The sequence below is a fragment of the Kitasatospora sp. HPM-01-4 genome, from assembly GCF_051374625.1.
In the GTDB taxonomy this organism is placed as follows: domain Bacteria; phylum Actinomycetota; class Actinomycetes; order Streptomycetales; family Streptomycetaceae; genus Kitasatospora.
Window position 1 is genome coordinate 3051640 of record NZ_JBPQGP010000005.1, and the last position, 17401, is coordinate 3069040.

Below are 17401 nucleotides of genomic sequence, written 5' to 3' on the forward strand. Positions count from 1 at the left end.
GGTGGGGACGCACCGCCGTACGGCGGCACACGCCGCCCGGACCCTCCGCATCGCCGGCCTCCTTCACTCGTCCCCGCGGTACACGGGGGGCGAGGTCCGGTCAGGCCGCCACCACGTCCACGGCCGCGGCCTTGGGCGAGATGCCGCTCATCCGGTCGACACCGGGAGCGGGCAGCGGAACCGGTTCGAGTACCGGCCTCAGCAGCTCACCCTCCGAGAGGGTGGCCATTGCCGCAAGTTCGGCGAGCGACAGCTCGTCGCTGACCTCGCGCATGACTTCGGACATCCGGACATCGAGTGCGTCGCAGATGGCGGAGAGCAGCTCGGAGGAGGCCTCCTTCTGCCCCCGCTCGACCTCGGAGAGGTAACCGAGCGAAACCCTGGCGGCCGCCGACACCTCGCGGAGTGTGCGGCCCTGGCGCTGGCGCTGCCGACGCAGTACATCGCCCAGTAGGCGACGGAGCAGGATCATCGGTGCCTCCCTCCTCGGACTGCGGATCGAGATGTCACGACCCCACCGTACCGCCTTGTCCGCATCGCGTGCGGGGACCATGGTCGTGTTCACTCTGGGCTGCAAGGCTGTCCCCTCCCCTGTTTGTTCCCCGCCCGGACCGTCCGCGCGCCCGCTGTCGGCCCGCAGTCGAGGCCACGCGACTTGCCGGCTACCTGGTTTCTGCCCAGCCAGGCCATCTGGTGTAACACGATCCTCCAGCTCTGACAGCCAGTTCGGTGCCGATTCGGGAAAACAGCCGGTGGACTCAGTGCGACGGGGCTTCAGCCGCCACCCGGTCGCTGAGCAACTCCAGCGCGGCCGCCACCGCATCGGCACGGATTGTGTCACGTGTACCCGACAGCCGGGGCGAGACCACGAAGGTTCCCTCCGGTCCGGCCAGTGCGAGGTGTACCGTGCCGACCTCCTGGCCGTCCTGCGGATCGGGTCCGGCCACACCGGTGGTGGCCAGTCCGTAGGTGGCGCCGAGCAGTCTGCGGACGCCGTCGGCCATCTGCCGGGCCACCACGGGGTGGACCGGCCCGTGGACGGCCAGCAGCCCCTCGTCCACCCCGAGAACGGACGCCTTCAGATCGGTGGCGTACGCCGTGACCGAGCCCCGGAAGGTCCTGGAGGCGCCGGGGACGTCCACCAGCGCCGCCGCCAGGAGTCCGCCGGTCAGCGACTCCGCGACGGCCAGCGTGGCACCGCGCCCGCGCAGTGCGGCGTGCACCCGCTCCGCCAGTGCGTGCGCCGGAGCCGCCGTGCGGTCCGTCGGGGTGGTGTCGTTCACCGCTCGGCCCGTTCCCTGGCCATGCCCTCACGGCGCAGCCGGATCGCCTGTCCGATGTAGTCGATCCCGGTACCGACGGTGAGCACGACGGCGAGGCCCATCAGCACGGCCCGCCCGGTGGCCAGCCAGCCGGTGAGCACCAGCACGTACATGCCGACCGCGATGCCCTGGGTGAGGGTCTTCAGCTTGCCTCCCCGGCTGGCGGGGATGACGCCGTAGCGGATCACCCAGAAGCGGAGCAGGGTGATGCCGAGCTCGCGGGCCAGGATGACCACGGTGACCCACCAGTAGAGGTCGCCGAGGACGGAGAGGCCGATCAGCGCGGAGCCCATGATCGCCTTGTCGGCGATCGGGTCGGCGATCTTGCCGAAGTCGGTCACCAGACCCTTGCGGCGGGCCAGTTCCCCGTCGAACAGATCGGTGATCATCGCGACGGCGAACGAGGCCCAGGCGACCGAGCGCCACTTGGGGTCATGGCCGCCCGCCGCGAAGAGCAGCGCCACGAACACCGGCACCAGCAGCAGCCGGACCATCGTCAGTACGTTGGCGATGTTCCAGAGGCCCGGCTGCGGCGGCAGCGCCGCCCCCGGGCGGCCCGGGTGCGGCGCTGCCGGGGCGCCCGGCCCCTGGGTCATGCCTCGGCCCCGGCGTCGTCCGCGGTGCCGGCTGCGTCCGCCGCGTCCTCCGCGTGTGCCGGAATCAGCTCCGCGACCAGGTCGACGCCCTCGGTGGCGACCACGACGGCGCGGTGGTACTCGCCGACCTCGACGTGCTCGGCGCCCAGCAGGGTGGTCAGGCCGTCGGTCTCGGGGGCCTGGTGGGCCGCCCGGCCCTCGACCACGCCGTCCTCGACGGACTCGACCAGCACCACGACCTCGGTGCCGATCCGCTGCTCGGCGCGCTGCGCGGTCATCTCCTCGGCGAGCCGGGAGAGCTTGGCCAGACGCTCGGCGATCACGTCCTCGGGCAGCTTGCCGTCGTAGGAGGCGGCCTCGGTGCCGTCCTCGTCGGAGTAGCCGAAGACGCCGATCGCGTCCAGCCCGGCGTGCGTGATGAACCGTTCCAGCTCGGCGAAGTCCTCCTCGGTCTCACCGGGGAAGCCGACGATGAAGTTGGACCGGGCGCCGGCCTGCGGGGCCTTGTCCCGGATGGTCTTCAGCAGGTCCAGGAACTGGTCGGTGCTGCCGAAGCGGCGCATCCGGCGCAGCACCGCCGGGGCCGAGTGCTGGAAGGACAGGTCGAAGTACGGGACGACCCCGTCGGTTCCGGTCATCGCGTCGATCAGGCCGGGCCGCATCTCGGCGGGCTGCAGGTAGCTGACCCGGACCCGCTCGATGCCCTCGACGGCGGCGATCTCGGTCAGCAGCGTCTCCAGCAGGCGGATGTCGCCGAGGTCCTTGCCGTACGAGGTGTTGTTCTCGCTGACCAGGACCACCTCGCGGACGCCCTGACCGGCCAGCCAGACGGCCTCGTTCAGCACGTCGGAGGGGCGCCGGGAGATGAAGGAGCCGCGGAACGCCGGGATGGCGCAGAAGGAGCAGCGCCGGTCACAGCCGGAGGCGAGCTTGATCGAGGCCACCGGGCTGTCGTCCAGCCGCTTGCGCAGCGTGCGGGGGCCGGAGGCCGGGGCCACGCCCTCGGGCAGGTCCTCGGGGGCGCCGTGGCCCGGCAGGGCGACCTCGGCGGCGGCCGCCTGGCGCTCGACCGGGGTCAGCGGGAGCAGCTTGCGGCGGTCGCGCGGGAGGTGGGAGGCGTGGTGGCCGCCGGAGAGGATGGTCTGCAGGCGGTCGGAGATGTTGGTGTAGTCGTCGAAGCCGAGCACGCCGTCCGCCTCGGGCAGCGCGTCGGCGAGCTCCTTGCCGTAGCGCTCGGCCATGCAGCCGACCGCGACGACGGCCTGGGTGCGGCCGTGCCCCTTGAGGTCGTTGGCCTCCAGCAGGGCGTCGACGGAGTCCTTCTTGGCGGCCTCGACGAACCCGCAGGTGTTGACCACGGCGACATCGGCTTCGGCGGCGTCGTCGACCAACTGCCAGCCATCGGCCTCCAGTCGCCCGGCGAGTTCCTCGGAGTCCACCTCGTTGCGGGCGCATCCGAGCGTGACAAGGGCGACTGTGCGGCGTTCAGGCATAGGGCCAAGATTAACGCGCGACCTCCGGTGCCGTTCGCCCCGGAGGTCACGCGCCCCGAATGACGGCTCCGCTCAGCCCGCCTGCGGGTCCCCCGGGGTGTACGTGAGGTGCACCACCTGGCCGTCCGCGCCCGCCGGGCCGAGGTCCTTGCCGTTGACGTACACGTGTACGGCGGCCGCGTTGCCGATCACCAGCTTGATCTGCTTGGGGTCGGTGAAGGTCTGGTCGGTGCCCTGGTCCAGGTTGTTCTGGAAGAGCGACTTGCCGGTGCTGTCCGTCGCCGAGACCCAGCTGGTGTCCTTCTCCGCGACCAGCTTGACCGTGACCTTGTCGGCGGGGGCCGCGGCGATCGCGCCCGCGCTCGACGCCGCGGTGCTCGGCGCGGGGGCGGGCGGCTGGACGGCACTGGACTGGGAGGCGGCCGGGGCCGTGGTGGAGCGCGGGGATCCGGCCGTCGGGCGGCTCGGCTTGCCGGCGAACAGGTTGTAGCCGATCAGCACGACCACCACGAGGATCGCGACCGTCATCGCGGCCGTCCAGTTCGGGCGGCGGTGGTCGTTGACCTTGATCGGTCCGGTGTCCAGCAGCCGGGTGGCGCGCCGCGCCCCGGGCGCACCGCCGTGCGCGGCGTCGTACCTGGCGACCAGCCACTCACCGTCGGCACCGACCGCCCGGGCGATCGACCTGATGTGGCCGCGGGCGTAGAAGTCGCCGCCGCAGCGGCTGAAGTCGTCGTCCTCGATGGCGTGCACGATCGGCACCCGGACCCGGGTACCGGCACTCACCTGATCGACCGTCATCCCGGCCGCCAGTCGGGCGGCGATGAGCACCCGGCCGATGCTCTCCGCCTCGGCGGCGGGCTCGACGGGCAACTGCTGCTCCGAAGGGGCCCCCGAGGGGCCGGCGGAGGACCGGCGCTTCGCGCGGCGGGAGGACTTGCCGATGGTCACTGGGCGCGCCTTTCGAGCGTTGGCCATCTGCTGAGAAGACAGTCTAGGGGCGGGGACGGAGCCTTTCTCAAGCGGAACGGACCCGAATGCGCCCCCTGTTTCCGGTCCGCGCTGACATGCGGTCAACCGGCGGGCGCACCGGACTTCCCTTCCCGGGGAACGGACCGGCCCGGCCGGTGGTTTCCCGCCCGCCGGGCCTCACCCGCTTCCTCCGAACGAGTGAGGCCCGGCCGTCGTCAGCCTCGGATGGTGAGGATGACGGCGTCCAGCTCGTCCGGCTTGACCAGCACGTCGCGGGCCTTGGACCCCTCGCTCGGCCCGACGATGCCGCGCGACTCCATGAGGTCCATCAGCCGGCCCGCCTTGGCGAAGCCGACCCGCAGCTTGCGCTGGAGCATCGAGGTCGAGCCGAACTGGGTGGAGACCACCAGCTCGGCCGCCTGGATCAGCAGCTCCAGGTCGTCGCCGATCTCCTCGTCGACCTCCTTCTTCGGCCCGCCGCCGACCGTCACGTCGTCCCGGTAGGCCGCGGCCAGCTGGTCCTTGCAGTGCTGGACCAGCTTGGCGATCTCGGCCTCGGTGACGAAGGCGCCCTGCATCCGGACGGGCTTGCTCGCGCCCATCGGCAGGAAGAGCGCGTCGCCCTTGCCGATCAGCTTCTCGGCACCCGGCTGGTCCAGGATGACCCGGGAGTCGGCCATCGCCGAGGTGGCGAAGGCCAGCCGGCTCGGGACGTTGGCCTTGATCAGACCGGTGACCACGTCCACCGAGGGCCGCTGGGTGGCCAGCACCAGATGGATACCGGCCGCGCGGGCGAGCTGGGTGATCCGGACCACCGAGTCCTCGACGTCGCGCGGGGCGACCATCATCAGGTCGGCCAGCTCGTCGACGATCACCAGCAGGTACGGGTACGGCTTCAGCTCCCGCTCACTGCCCAGCGGCGGGGCGACCTTGCCCGCCCGGATCGCCGCGTTGAAGTCGTCCACGTGCCGGAAGCCGAAGGCCGCCAGGTCGTCGTAGCGCGCGTCCATCTCACGGACCACCCACTGGAGGGCCTCGGCGGCCTTCTTGGGGTTGGTGATGATCGGCGTGATCAGGTGCGGGATGCCCTCGTAGGCCGTCAGCTCGACCCGCTTGGGGTCGACCAGGACCATCTTGACCTCGTCCGGGGTGGCCCGGGCCAGCACCGAGGTGATCAGGCAGTTGATGCACGAGGACTTGCCCGCGCCGGTCGCGCCGGCCACCAGGATGTGCGGCATCTTGGCGAGGTTGGCCAGCACGGTGTGGCCCTCGACGTCCTTGCCCATGCCGACCACCATCGGGTGCTCGTCCTCGGCGGCGCTGCGCGAGCGCAGCAGGTCGCCGAGGTTGACCATCTCCCGGTCCCGGTTGGGGATCTCCACGCCGACCGCCGACTTGCCGGGAATCGGGCTGATGATCCGCACGTCCGGGCTGGCCACCGCGTACGCGATGTTCTTGGCCAGCGCGGTGATCCGCTCGACCTTCACGGCGGGGCCGAGCTCGACCTCGTAGCGGGTGACCGTCGGGCCGCGGGTGAAGCCGGTGACCTTGGCGTCCACCTTGAACTCGGCGAAGACGCCGCTGAGCTGGGCCACCACCTCGTCGTTGAGCGCACTGCGGGCCTTGGCGGGCGCGCCGTACTCCAGCAGGTCCAGCGGCGGCAGCTGGTACGTACCGCCGCCGGGCAGCTGGAGCTGCTCCATCCGGACCGGATCCTCCGTGTGCTTGGACAGGTCGACCCGGTCCGCGGCACGGGCGGGCGGGACCGCGGGCTCCTCCGGCGGGGCGGTGCGGTCCTGGACCTGGTGCATGATGCCGGCCACCGCGGGCGAGGCGGGCACCCCGTGCGCCAGGGCGCTGCCCAGCTCGGCGGCCACGCCTGCGGCGATATCCCTGGTCGCGAACGGCTCCGCGGCGAAGGCGTCGGGGGCCTCGGCGGCCGGCTCGGCCTCGTCCGTCTTCCTGCGCCGGCGGCGGCGCCGGGCCGCCACCTCGTCCTCGGGGGAGTCCGCGTTCTCGACGGTGAACGGCAGCGCGTCGGGGTCGGCATCCTCGGGCGGCTCGTTGGAGTACTCGTGCCCGTACGCCTCGTCGTCCTCGGCGTGGTACGGCGGCTCGACGACGCCCAGGCGCTCGCCGAGCAGGCGCAGCCGCTCGGGGATGCGGTTGACGGGGGTGGCGGTGACCACCAGCAGGCCGAAGAAGGCGAGCAGCAGCAGCAGCGGCACGGCGAGCGGCGGTCCGGCGGCGGCCATCATCGGTGTCGACACCGCCCAGCCGATGATGCCGCCGGCGTGCCGTATCCGGGTCGCGCCCAAGGACATCCCGGGCGCACCGCAGCCGATGTGCACCAGGCCGAGAATGCCGACGATCAGCGCGCTCAGCCCGATCGCGACCCGGCCGTTGGCCTCCGGCACCCCGGGGTGGCGCATCATACGGACCGCCAGGACCGCCAGCAGCAGCGGCATCAGCACGTCGAGCCGGCCGAACAGCCCCGACACCACGTCGGTGGCCGCCTCGCCCAGCCAGCCCTGCGGGCTGAACCAGGTACCGGCCGCCGTGACCAGGGACAGCGAGAGCAGCAGCAGCGCCACCCCGTCCTTGCGGTGGTCGGGGTGGAGGTTCTTGGCGCCGTCGCCGAAGCCCCGGAAGACCGCGCCGACACTGTGCGCCATGCCCAGCCAGACCGCTCGGACGGCCCGGAAGAGTATCGGCTGGCGCGGCGGCGAGGACACCGGAGGCCTGGTGGCGCTCCTGGCCGCGGTCCGCTTCGCCGGGGTCCGCTTGGCCGACGGTCCGGCGGCTGCGGTCTTCTTGGCGGCGGCCTTCTTCGCCACGGGCTTCTTGGCGGCGGGCTTGGCGGTGGAGGCCTGCTTGGCCGGCCCGGGTTTGGAGTTTCGTGCGGCGCTGCCGGGCGTACGTGTGGCCATGGGTCAGCAGCCTACCGGGGCCCGTCTTCCGTGCACATGTGACCGATCGCCACGTGTCGCCGACGCCCCGTCAGGCACTGGTATCCCGGGCAAGGACCGGCGGGTGGGCCGCTGGGCACACCCCGGGAGCCACCCGGTCGCGCGACGTCGTCGACGCCGAACGCCGCATGGTTCCGCGCCGCTGTCTGCGCCGGGAGCGCGCACAGGCGCGCGAGGTTCAGTTCGCGCCTGGGCGCAGGGCTTCGAGCGCCTGGCGCAGACTGGTGAGCTTGCGCTCCAGATGTGCCGCCGTGACCGCCGCGCCCGCCTCGCTGGACCCCGCCAGCTGCTTGGTGAGCGCCTCCGCCTGCTCCTCCACCGAGGCCAGCCGCGCGGACAGCTCGCCGAGCAGCATGCTGCCGATGGCCGGCTGCTCGCCCGCCTCCAACTGCAGCCGCAGCAGCGCCGCCTGCTCCTTGAGCTGGCAGTTCTTGGTGTAGAGGTCCACGAAGACGGAGACCTTGGCGCGCAGCACCCACGGGTCGAAGGGCTTGGAGATGTAGTCCACCGCACCGGCCGCGTAGCCCCGGAAGGTGTGGTGCGGGCCGTGGTTGATCGCGGTCAGGAAGATGATCGGGATGTCCCTGGTGCGCTCCCGGCGCTTGATGTGGGAGGCGGTCTCGAAGCCGTCCATGCCCGGCATCTGGACATCCAGCAGGATCACCGCGAAGTCGTCGGTGAGCAGCGCCTTCAGCGCTTCCTCCCCCGACGAGGCACGAACCAGGGTCTGGTCCAGCGCGGAGAGGATCGCCTCCAGCGCGAGCAGGTTCTCCGGCCGGTCGTCGACCAGGAGGATCTTCGCCTTCTGCACCAGGACCCGCCCTCCTGCCGGTTGTTTTCCGAGGGAAGACACCCGCGTGCCGCCCACCACTGCCCCGGTCATGCTAGCCGCACCCCCTCGCCCGCCACATCGCTGTGCGCAAATGCGGCCCGCAGACTTCGTGGAGACACTCCGGGCCACGACCGGCCCGAAAACGCGACTTGTCACCATTCGGTCACTGTTCGCAGTGATGGGTGACCTTACCGGGTTCCCGGCTCAACCCGCCAGCCCGGCCGGAAACCTGAATTCCCCATATTTTTGGCCGCTGCTACCCCTGCCCGCGTCCGGGCGCTCCGATCCGGAGCCGACGCTCGCCCTCCCCGCCCGCCTTCGGGCAGGGAGGGGCCCCGCTCCCGCGTCCCTCGGTCGTCTCCCCGGCACCGGCACGCCCTTCGGCTCGCGAAGGGGCACGCCCCCTTCGACTCACGTACACACTCAGACGCACCGGCGCCCGATCCGGCTTCCCCGCGCCGTGGCGACTACTTGCCGGACAGCCACTGGCGCATGACCGCCAGCAGGTGATCGGTCTCCACCGGCTTGGTGACGTGGTCGCTGGCTCCCGCCTCCAGGCTCTTCTCCTTGTCCCCCTTCATCGCCTTCGCGGTCAGCGCGATGATCGGCAGGCCGGAGAACTGGGGCATCCGCCGGATCGCCTCGGTGGTCGCATAGCCGTCCATCTCCGGCATCATGATGTCCATCAGGACCAGTGCCACGTCATCGTGCTGCTCCAGCACCTCCAGGCCGGCCCGTCCGTTCTCCGCGTACAGCACCGTCAGCCCGTACTGCTCCAGCACGCTGGTGAGGGCGAAGACATTGCGGACGTCGTCGTCCACGATCAGGACCCGCTGGCCGTCGAAGCGGCCCTGGAACTGCTCGGCGGCGTTCGGCCGCCCGGCCGCCTCCCCGCCCTGGCCGGCCGCCTCCTCGGCCGCCCGGCGCCGCTCGGCCTCGCCCCGGCGCCGCTCCTGCGCCAGCTCGCGGACCTCCTGCGCCCAGTGCTCCGCCGGGTTCTCCCCCACCGGCACCGGGGTGCCCGCGGGGGTCACCGCGACACTGGCCCGCAGCTGCGGTGACGGCTGCCGCTCCAGCGTGACCATCGGGCCGGGTGCCTCGCTGCGCAGCGGGAGGTAGAGGGTGAAGGTGGAACCCTGGCCCAGTTCGCTCTCGGCGTGGATCTCGCCGCCGAGCAGGCGGGCGATCTCCCGGCTGATGGAGAGTCCGAGTCCGGTGCCGCCGTACTTGCGGCTGGTGCCGCCGTCGGCCTGCTTGAAGGCCTCGAAGATCTCCCGCAGCTTGTTGTCCGGGATGCCGATCCCGGTGTCGGAGACCGAGAAGGCGATCAGCGTCTCGTCGGGGTCGGTGATCGAGCCGCTCTCCAGCAGTTGCTCCCGGACGTGCTGCGGGGCACCGCCCGCACGGCGGATCCGCAGTTCGACGGCGCCGGACTCGGTGAACTTGAAGGCGTTGGAGAGCAGGTTGCGCAGTACCTGCTGGAGCCGCTGCTCGTCGGTGTGCAGGGTGGCCGGGATGTCGGGGGCGACCACCACCGCGAAGTCCAGGCTCTTGCCCACGGTGAGCGGGCGGAAGGCGGCCTCGACGTAGTCGACCAGCTGGACCAGGGCGATCCTGGCCGGGCGGACGTCCATCTTGCCCGCCTCGACCTTGGAGAGGTCGAGGATGTCGTTGATCAGCTGGAGCAGGTCGGAGCCCGCGCCGTGGATGGTCTCGGCGAACTCGACCTGCTTCGGGGTGAGGTTGCCCTCGTTGTTGTCGGAGAGCAGCTTGGCCAGGATCAGCAGCGAGTTGAGCGGGGTGCGCAGCTCGTGCGACATGTTGGCGAGGAACTCGCTCTTGTAGCGCGAGGCGAGCGCGAGCTGTTCGGCGCGCTCCTCCAGGACCTGCCTGGCCTCCTCGATCTCGCCGTTCTTGATCTCGATGTCGCGGTTCTGCTGGGCGAGTTGCTCGGCCTTCTCCTGCAGCTCCTCGTTGGTGCGCTCCAGCTCCTCCTGGCGGGCCTCCAACTCGGCGGAACGCATGGAGAGTTCGGCGGTGAGCCGCTGGGACTCCAGCAGCAGGCCCTCGGTCTTGGTGTTGACGCTGATGGTGTTGACGGTGACGCCGATCAGGTCGGCGATCTGGTTGAGGAAGTCCAGTGCGACGGTGGTGAAGGAGCTGAAGGTGGCCAGCTCGATCACGCCGAGCAGCCGGCCCTCGAACATCACCGGGAGCACCACCACATGGGCCGGGCTGGCCTCGCCGAGTCCGGAGGCGATCTTCAGATAGCCGGGCGGGGTCTCCCTCAGGATGATCGAGCGCTTCTCCACCGCCACCTGGCCGACCAGCCCCTCACCGGGCCGGAAGGTGGTCGGCATCGCACGGCGCTGGTAGCCGTAACTGCCGATCAGGCGCAGCACGGTGTCGTTCTCGTCGTCGTCCTCGGTGATCAGCTCCGCGGTGCGTCCGGCGGGCTGAGCGAGGAAGAAGGCGCCGTGCTGGGCGGAGACCACCGGGGTCAGCTCGTTCATGATCAGCGAGGCGACGGCCTCCAGGTCCCGGCGGCCCTGGAGCAGGCCGGAGATCCGGGCCAGGTTGGTCTTGAGCCAGTCCTGCTCCTGGTTGGCACGGGTGGTGTCGCGCAGGTTGGCGATCATCTGGTTGATGTTGTCCTTGAGCTCCTCGATCTCGCCGGACGCGTCGACGTCGACCTTGAGGCTCAGGTCGCCCCTGGTCACCGCGGTGGCGACCTGGGCGATCGCACGCACCTGCCTGGTCAGGTTGTTGGCGAGCTCGTTCACCGACTCGGTGAGGTCCTGCCAGGTGCCGTCCACTCCGGGCACCCTGGCCTGCCCGCCGAGCCGGCCGTCGGTACCCACCTCGCGGGCGACCCGGGTGACCTCGTCGGCGAACGCCCCCAGCTGGTCGACCATGGTGTTGATGCTGGTCTTGAGTCCCAGCATCTCGCCGCGGGCGTCCACGTCGATCTTCTGCGAGAGGTCACCGCGCGCGACCGCGGTGATGACCAGGGCGATGTTGCGGACCTGCCCGGTCAGGTTGTTGGCCATCTGGTTGACGTTGTCGGTCAGGTCCTTCCAGATGCCGGCCACACCGGGGACGCCGGCCTGGCCGCCCAGGATGCCGTCGGTGCCCACCTCGCGGGCCACCCTGGTCACTTCGACGGCGAAGGCGGACAGCTGGTCCACCATGGTGTTCAAGGTGCCCGCCAGGGCGGCGACTTCGCCCTGCGCCTCGATGGTGATCTTCTTGGAGAGGTCGCCCCGGGCCACCGCGGAGGCGACCTCGGCGATGTTCCGCACCTGGCTGGTCAGGTTGGAGGCCATGAAGTTGACGTTGTCGGTCAGGTCCCGCCAGATACCGGAGACTCCGCTCACCCGGGCCTGACCGCCCAGGATCCCCTCGGTACCCACCTCGCGGGCCACCCTGGTGACCTCGTCCGCGAACGCCGACAGCTGGTCCACCATGGTGTTGACGGTCATCACCAGCTCGCGGATCTCGCCGCGCGCATCGACGGTGATCTTCTTCGAGACGTCGCCGCGGGCCACCGCGGTGGTCACCTCTGCGATGTTCCGCACCTGACTGGTCAGGTTGGACGCCATGAAGTTGACGCTGTTGGTCAGGTCCTTCCAGGTACCGGACACCCCCGGCACGCTCGCCTGGCCACCGAGGATGCCCTCGGTGCCGACGTCCCGGGCGACTCTGGTGACCTCGTCGGCGAAGGCACCGAGCTGGTCGACCATGGTGTTGATGGTGTTCTTCAGCTCCAGGATCTCGCCCCTGGCGTCCACCTGGATCTTCTGCGACAGGTCGCCCTTGGCCACCGCCGTGGTCACCTGGGCGATGTTGCGCACCTGGTTGGTGAGGTTGTTGGCCATCGAGTTGACGTTCTCGGTCAGGTCCTTCCAGACCCCCGCGACGCCCGGCACCTGCGCCTGACCCCCGAGGATGCCCTCGGTGCCCACCGCACGCGCCACCCTGGTCACCTGCTCGGCGAAGCCGGAGAGCTGGTCGACCATGGTGTTGATGGTGTTCTTCAACTCCAGGATCTCGCCCCTGGCATCGACCTCGATCTTGCGCGACAGGTCGCCCTTGGCCACCGCCGTGGTCACCTCGGCGATGTTGCGCACCTGCGCCGTCAGGTTGTTGGCCATGAAGTTCACCGAGTCGGTGAGGTCACGCCACACCCCGGCGACGCCCGGCACCTGTGCCTGACCGCCGAGGCGGCCCTCGGTACCCACGTCCCTGGCCACCCTGGTGACCTGCGCGGCAAAGGAGTTGAGCTGGTCCACCATCGTGTTGACGGTGTTCTTCAGCTCCAGCATCTCGCCGGCCACGTCCACCGTGACCTTGTGCGACAGGTCGCCCTTGGCCACCGCCGTGGTCACCTCGGCGATGTTGCGCACCTGCGCCGTCAGCCGGCCGGCCATGGTGTTGACCGAGTCCGCCAGGTCCTTCCAGCTGCCCGACATCCCGCGCACCCGGGCCTGGCCGCCGAGCTTGCCCTCGGTGCCCACCTCGAGGGCGACCCTGGTCACCTCGTCGGTGAACTCCGAGAGCTGGTCCACCAGTCCGTTCACGGTCCGGCCGACCTTCAGGAACTCCCCGCGCAGCGGGTGGCTCACCCCGTTCATGTGGACCGAGCGCAGCTCCATCCGCTGGTCCAGGTCGCCCTCGGCGATCGAGGAGAGCACCCGGCCCACCTCGGCCATCGGCCGTGCCAGGTCGTCGATCAGCGCGTTGCAGTTGTCGACCGCCGCCATCCAGGCGCCCTCGCCGACCCCGCTCTCCAGCCGCTCGGAGAGCCGCCCCTCCCGGCCCACCGCCCGCCGGACCCGGGCCAGTTCACCGGTCAGGTGCTGGTTGCGCTCGGCGACCTCGTTGAACACCGCCGCGATCTCGGCCAGCGGCCCGTCCCCGGGGACGGTCAGCCGGCGCCGGAAGTTGCCGTCCCGCATCGCCGTCAGCGCCGCCAGCAGCTTGCGCAGATCCGCGGGCTCGGCCCCCCGGTTGTGGCTCGGACGCCGCCCCTGGCCGCCGCGTGCCTGCGTGGCCCGGCCACCGCGCGCGGTCGCCGGAGTCGTACCGGGTACGTCCTTGGTGGCCGAACTCAACGGGCCCTCCCACATCGTGACTGCTCAAGTCCGATCGGAAGCGGGCACCACCCGCCCCCGAACACCGCCCCGGCCGCTGCGGAACAGCCACCGACGCACCCCACCGACCGTACTGCGTCGCCGCCTGCCGCGGATCCCCCAGTCTGGCAGCACCGGCGCTCCGTGTCCGGCCCGTTGCACAGGGTCTCCACCCGGCGGGAACAAAGTGGTGGCCAGAATCACCCTCAGGTGCCTGTTTCGACGCCCCGGGCCCACGGGGTACCAAGCGGAAAGTAGGGTGGAGCGCTGCACCTGGCCATGGGCGCTCCCCATACCCCGACACCCGCCGCCAGGTCGGCCAGGCCGGGAGGGGTTCCCGGCCGGTGCCGCCGGGAAGTCATTCCCGGCCGGTGCCAGCAGGCCGGAGCAGAGCCGTCGAGCGACCTGATGGGAGAAGTGGCACGTGGTCACCGCGCGCGCAACCGCCACCTTCGAACCGGTCGGCCGCTCGGCCGCCGCCGCGCGCGGCTTCGTCCGCGACGCCCTGCTCGGCTGGGGCCTGCCCGAGGTCGTCGACGACGCCGTCGTCCTGGTCAGCGAACTCGTCACCAACGCCGTGGTGCACGCCGGCACCGCCGCCGAGGTCGCCTGCCTGCGCGAGGAGGACTCGGTACGGATCGAGGTGACCGACCGCCACCCCGAACGCGGCCTGCCGTCCTTCGCCAACGTCCCCGCCTCCTCCGACCGCTACGCCGACCCGGACGGCGAGGGCGGCCGCGGCCTGCTGATGTGCTCCGCGCTCGCCAGCCGCTGGGGCGTCGAGTACGCGACCGGACAGAAGACCGTCTGGTTCCGGCTGCCGCTGCCCGAGCAGGTCACCGGCACCCGCTACGCCCTCCCCAGCCTCCCCGGCGGCGAACTCCCGGACGCCGAGGCCCCGGTGCGGGTCGCCGTCGTCCAGGTCGACGAGCACGGCCTGGTCCGCGCCTGGAACCCGGACGCCGAAGCGCTCTTCCAGCACCCCGCCGGCCAGGTCGTCGGCCGCCCCTGGAGCGAGCTGGCCGTCTGGCCGCAGAGCTCCGGGATGGGCCTGGGCCTCGCCGAGACGCTCCGACTGGCCCGCTGGGAGGGCGGCTTCGGGCTGCGCCGCGCGGACGGCCGGGTCGCCGAGGTGTACGGCCTCCAGGTCCGGGTCCGCGACACCCACGGCACCGCGTCCACCCTCTGCCTGCTGGTCCGTGAGACCGACCGCGGCGTACTGCGCTCCCCGAGCACCACCGCCGAAACCCCCTCGGCCATCGAACCGCTGGACCTGCTGGTCGGCCCGGTCGACCAGCACGACCTCGGCGGCCTGCTCCAGCGCGTCGTCGAACGCGCCCGCGACCTGCTCGACGCCGACGCCGCGTACCTGATGCTCACCAGCGACGACGAGACCGAGTTCGAGGTCCGCGCGGCCACCGGGCTGAACCCGCTCGGCCGCCACCACCGCCCGATCCCGGTCGAGGCCGGCGCCGGCCGCGGCTTCGACTCCGCCCGGCTGCCCGCGGTGCACGAGGACCTCTCGGTGCGGCCCAGCTCGGCGCCGCTGCTCAGCGGTAGCGGACTGCGCTCGCTGATCACCGTCCCGCTCAAGGTCGAGGGCCGCCTCACCGGCTCGCTCGGCGTGGCCGCCGCCACCCCCGGCCGGTACGACAACGAGGACGCGCTGCGCCTCCAGTTCGCCGCCGACCGGATCGCCCTCGCCCTGGAGAGCGCCCGGCTCACCGAGCTCGAACGACTGCGCAGGGGCTCGCTCTCCTTCCTGGTCGAGGCCTCCGACCTGCTGGCCGGCACCCTGGAACACCGGCAGACCCTCGCCCTGATGGCCCAGATGGCGGTCCCCACCCTCGCCGCCTGGTGCGCCGTCTACACCACCGCCGACCAGAGCGGCGGCGCCGACCTCGCCTTCGTGCTGCACGAGGACGAGGACCGGATCGACCCCCTGCGCGCCCTGCTCGACAAGACCCCCGCGCCCGAGACCGACCCGGCACCCGGCGCCCGGTTCTGGAAGGGCCCGCTGGAGACCGCCCGTGCCGCCGGCCTGGCCGACAGCCCCGAACTGGCCGGACTGCTCGGCGAGACCGTGGTACTGCCGCTCGCCGCCCGCAACCGGGTGATCGGCCTGCTGGTCCTCGGGGTGGGCACCGGCGTCCGGTTCCGCCAGGAGATGCTCGAACTCGCCGAGGACCTGTCCCGCCGGGCCGCCCTGGCACTCGACAACTCCCGGCTCTACTCCGAGCGCACCGCCACCAGCCAGGCCTTCCAACGCGCCCTGCTGCCGCCCGAGTTGCCCAGGATCCCGGGCGTCGAGGTGGAGGTCTTCTACCAGGCCGCCGGCGAGGGCAACGAGGTCGGCGGCGACTTCTACGACATCTTCCCGATCCGCCCGGGCACCTATGGCTTCGCGATCGGCGACGTCTGCGGCACCGGCCCCGAGGCCGCCTCGGTCACCGGCCTGGCCCGCCACTCGCTGCGCCTGCTCGCCCGCGAGGGCCTGGGCGCCCCGCAGGTCCTCGCCCGCCTCAACGCGGCCATCCTCGACGAGGGCGCCCGCAGCCGCTTCCTCACCCTGCTCTACGGGGAGTTGACGCCCCGCCCGGACGGCAGCACCGCACTGTCCCTGGTCTGCGCGGGCCACCCGCTGCCACTGCGCCTGCGCACCGACGGACAGGTCGAACCGGCCGCCTCGCCACAGCCCCTGCTCGGCGTGCTGGAGGAACTGGAGCTGGAGGCCGAGGAGTTGGTACTCCACCCCGGCGAGGTGCTGCTCTGCGTCACCGACGGTGTCACCGAACGCCGCGAGGGATCACGGATGCTGGGCGACGACGGACTCGCCCAGGTCCTCAGCGGCTGCACCGGGCTGACCGCCGGAGCGATCGCGGCACGCGTCCAACGTGCGGTGGAGCGCTTCGCGCCCGAGCCGCCCTCGGACGACATGGCGATCCTCACCCTCCGGGTGCCCGACCGGCAGGCCGGCTGACCGGCCGCCACGCGGCCCACGCGACCCACCGGCAGCGACCGGGGCGCAACCGCCCCGCCGCCGAACTGACCGGCAGGCGCGGCCTCCGCTGACGGCGGAAGGGGGTCCCTGGGCCTCTCGGGGGTCGGGAGCACCCCCTGGCCGTACCGGTCACCCCTGAGCCCTCAGGACCGGCTCACGGACGGCTGCTCCCCGAGCCGGCCCTCCGCCCGGGCGGCCGTGACGGCCGGCTCGTCGGCATCCGTCCGCCAGCCGCCGGCCGCGTACTGCACCAGGTACACCACCGACAGCAGTGCCACCGCCACGATGCCGTCCGCCCAGAAGTGGTTCGCCGTCACCACCACGACCACCACCGTGATCAGCGGATGCAGCACGGCCAGCCACCGCCACGGCCCACGCGCGACCTGCACCACGGCCACCGCCACGATCACGCACCACGCCACATGGACCGAGGGCATCGCGGACAGCTGATCCGCCACCACACCGCCGACCCCGCCGCCGTACACCGACTGCCCGTGCTCCGCCGCCAGGTCCACGAACCCGCTCTCCGGCAGCATGCGGGGCGGTGCGACCGGAATGAACTGGATCACCAGGCAGGCCGCCGTGGTCAGCACCACCGTGGTCCGGACCCTGCGGTAGCGGTCCCGGTGCCGCAGGAACAGCCAGAGCAGCAGCACGAGCATCACACCGAAGTGCATGGTCGCGTAGTAGTAGTCGGCGCCGGTGACCAGCCAGCCGTGCCCCTCGACCGCGCGCTGCCAGGCCGCCTCGTCCGGCAGACCCAGCCGAAGCTCGGTCCGGTGGATCCACTCCGCCCGGTCCAGCGCATGGTCCGCGCTCATCACCGAGAGATGGCCGACCAACTGCCAGAGCGCGAAGAGCCCCAGCAGAATGCCGGCCTCCCGCAACACCGCGGCCGTACCGGCACCACGCGCGGCCGGTCCGGCATGAGTGGCGCGCTTGACCGCATACGCGGCGCCGAACAGGACCACCGCCGCACCGCCGGCGGTCTGCCACGTAAGGGTCAGGTTCTGCATTGGCAGAGATTAACGCAGAAATGCAGAAAGCCCCTCCCGATCCCGGGAGGGGCTTTCTGCTATCAAAA

The 17401-nt window shown here is 71.6% G+C and carries 10 protein-coding genes; 1 reads left to right on the forward strand and 9 read right to left on the reverse strand.

Annotation, left to right across the window (positions count from 1 at the left end; all coding sequences use genetic code 11):
- Positions 1 to 100: 100 nt before the first annotated feature.
- The 8 genes from ACSMTC_RS12940 to ACSMTC_RS12975 all read right to left on the reverse strand — a co-directional run bounded on the left by ACSMTC_RS12940 (position 101) and on the right by ACSMTC_RS12975 (position 13298).
- Positions 101 to 472, reverse strand: coding sequence for a helix-turn-helix domain-containing protein (locus ACSMTC_RS12940; RefSeq protein WP_045302444.1), 372 nt, complete (start codon positions 470 to 472; stop codon positions 101 to 103).
- A 286-nt stretch (positions 473 to 758) separates the two neighbouring features.
- Positions 759 to 1283 (reverse strand): CinA family protein, encoded by a 525-nt coding sequence (locus ACSMTC_RS12945; protein WP_436559834.1) that lies wholly within the window; start codon positions 1281 to 1283, stop codon positions 759 to 761.
- On the reverse strand, positions 1280 to 1918 hold the full coding sequence (pgsA, locus tag ACSMTC_RS12950; RefSeq protein ID WP_436559835.1) for a CDP-diacylglycerol--glycerol-3-phosphate 3-phosphatidyltransferase: 639 nt from the start codon (positions 1916 to 1918) through the stop codon (positions 1280 to 1282). Before pgsA ends, ACSMTC_RS12945 begins: the two co-directional genes overlap by 4 nt.
- Positions 1915 to 3411, reverse strand: coding sequence for a 30S ribosomal protein S12 methylthiotransferase RimO (gene rimO, locus ACSMTC_RS12955; RefSeq protein ID WP_436559836.1), 1497 nt, complete (start codon positions 3409 to 3411; stop codon positions 1915 to 1917). The genes pgsA and rimO overlap by 4 nt, the downstream gene beginning before the upstream one ends.
- A 72-nt stretch (positions 3412 to 3483) precedes the next feature.
- Entirely contained in the window at positions 3484 to 4389 is a 906-nt protein-coding gene (locus ACSMTC_RS12960; RefSeq protein ID WP_436559837.1) for a helix-turn-helix domain-containing protein, read from the reverse strand.
- Between the two features lie 209 nt (positions 4390 to 4598).
- The gene (locus ACSMTC_RS12965) at positions 4599 to 7313 is read right to left on the reverse strand and encodes a DNA translocase FtsK (RefSeq protein WP_436559838.1); all 2715 of its coding nucleotides are present in this window, start codon (positions 7311 to 7313) and stop codon (positions 4599 to 4601) included.
- Between the two features lie 217 nt (positions 7314 to 7530).
- Positions 7531 to 8166: a response regulator gene (locus ACSMTC_RS12970; RefSeq protein ID WP_436564669.1), complete on the reverse strand. Its 636-nt coding sequence runs from the start codon at positions 8164 to 8166 to the stop codon at positions 7531 to 7533.
- A 485-nt stretch (positions 8167 to 8651) separates the two neighbouring features.
- Positions 8652 to 13298 carry a HAMP domain-containing protein gene (locus tag ACSMTC_RS12975; RefSeq protein ID WP_436559839.1) on the reverse strand — a complete coding sequence of 1549 codons (4647 nt, stop codon included), beginning with the start codon at positions 13296 to 13298 and terminating at the stop codon, positions 8652 to 8654.
- Between the two features lie 442 nt (positions 13299 to 13740).
- On the opposite strand from ACSMTC_RS12975, the gene ACSMTC_RS12980 reads away from it, so the two are divergent.
- Complete coding sequence (locus ACSMTC_RS12980; RefSeq protein WP_436559840.1) at positions 13741 to 16296, forward strand: SpoIIE family protein phosphatase; 2556 nt, start codon at positions 13741 to 13743, stop codon at positions 16294 to 16296.
- 164 nt (positions 16297 to 16460) lie between these two features.
- Here the strand turns inward: ACSMTC_RS12980 and ACSMTC_RS12985 are convergent, their stop codons facing one another.
- Entirely contained in the window at positions 16461 to 17333 is an 873-nt protein-coding gene (locus tag ACSMTC_RS12985) for a phosphatase PAP2 family protein (RefSeq protein WP_436559841.1), read from the reverse strand.
- Positions 17334 to 17401: the final 68 nt, after the last annotated feature.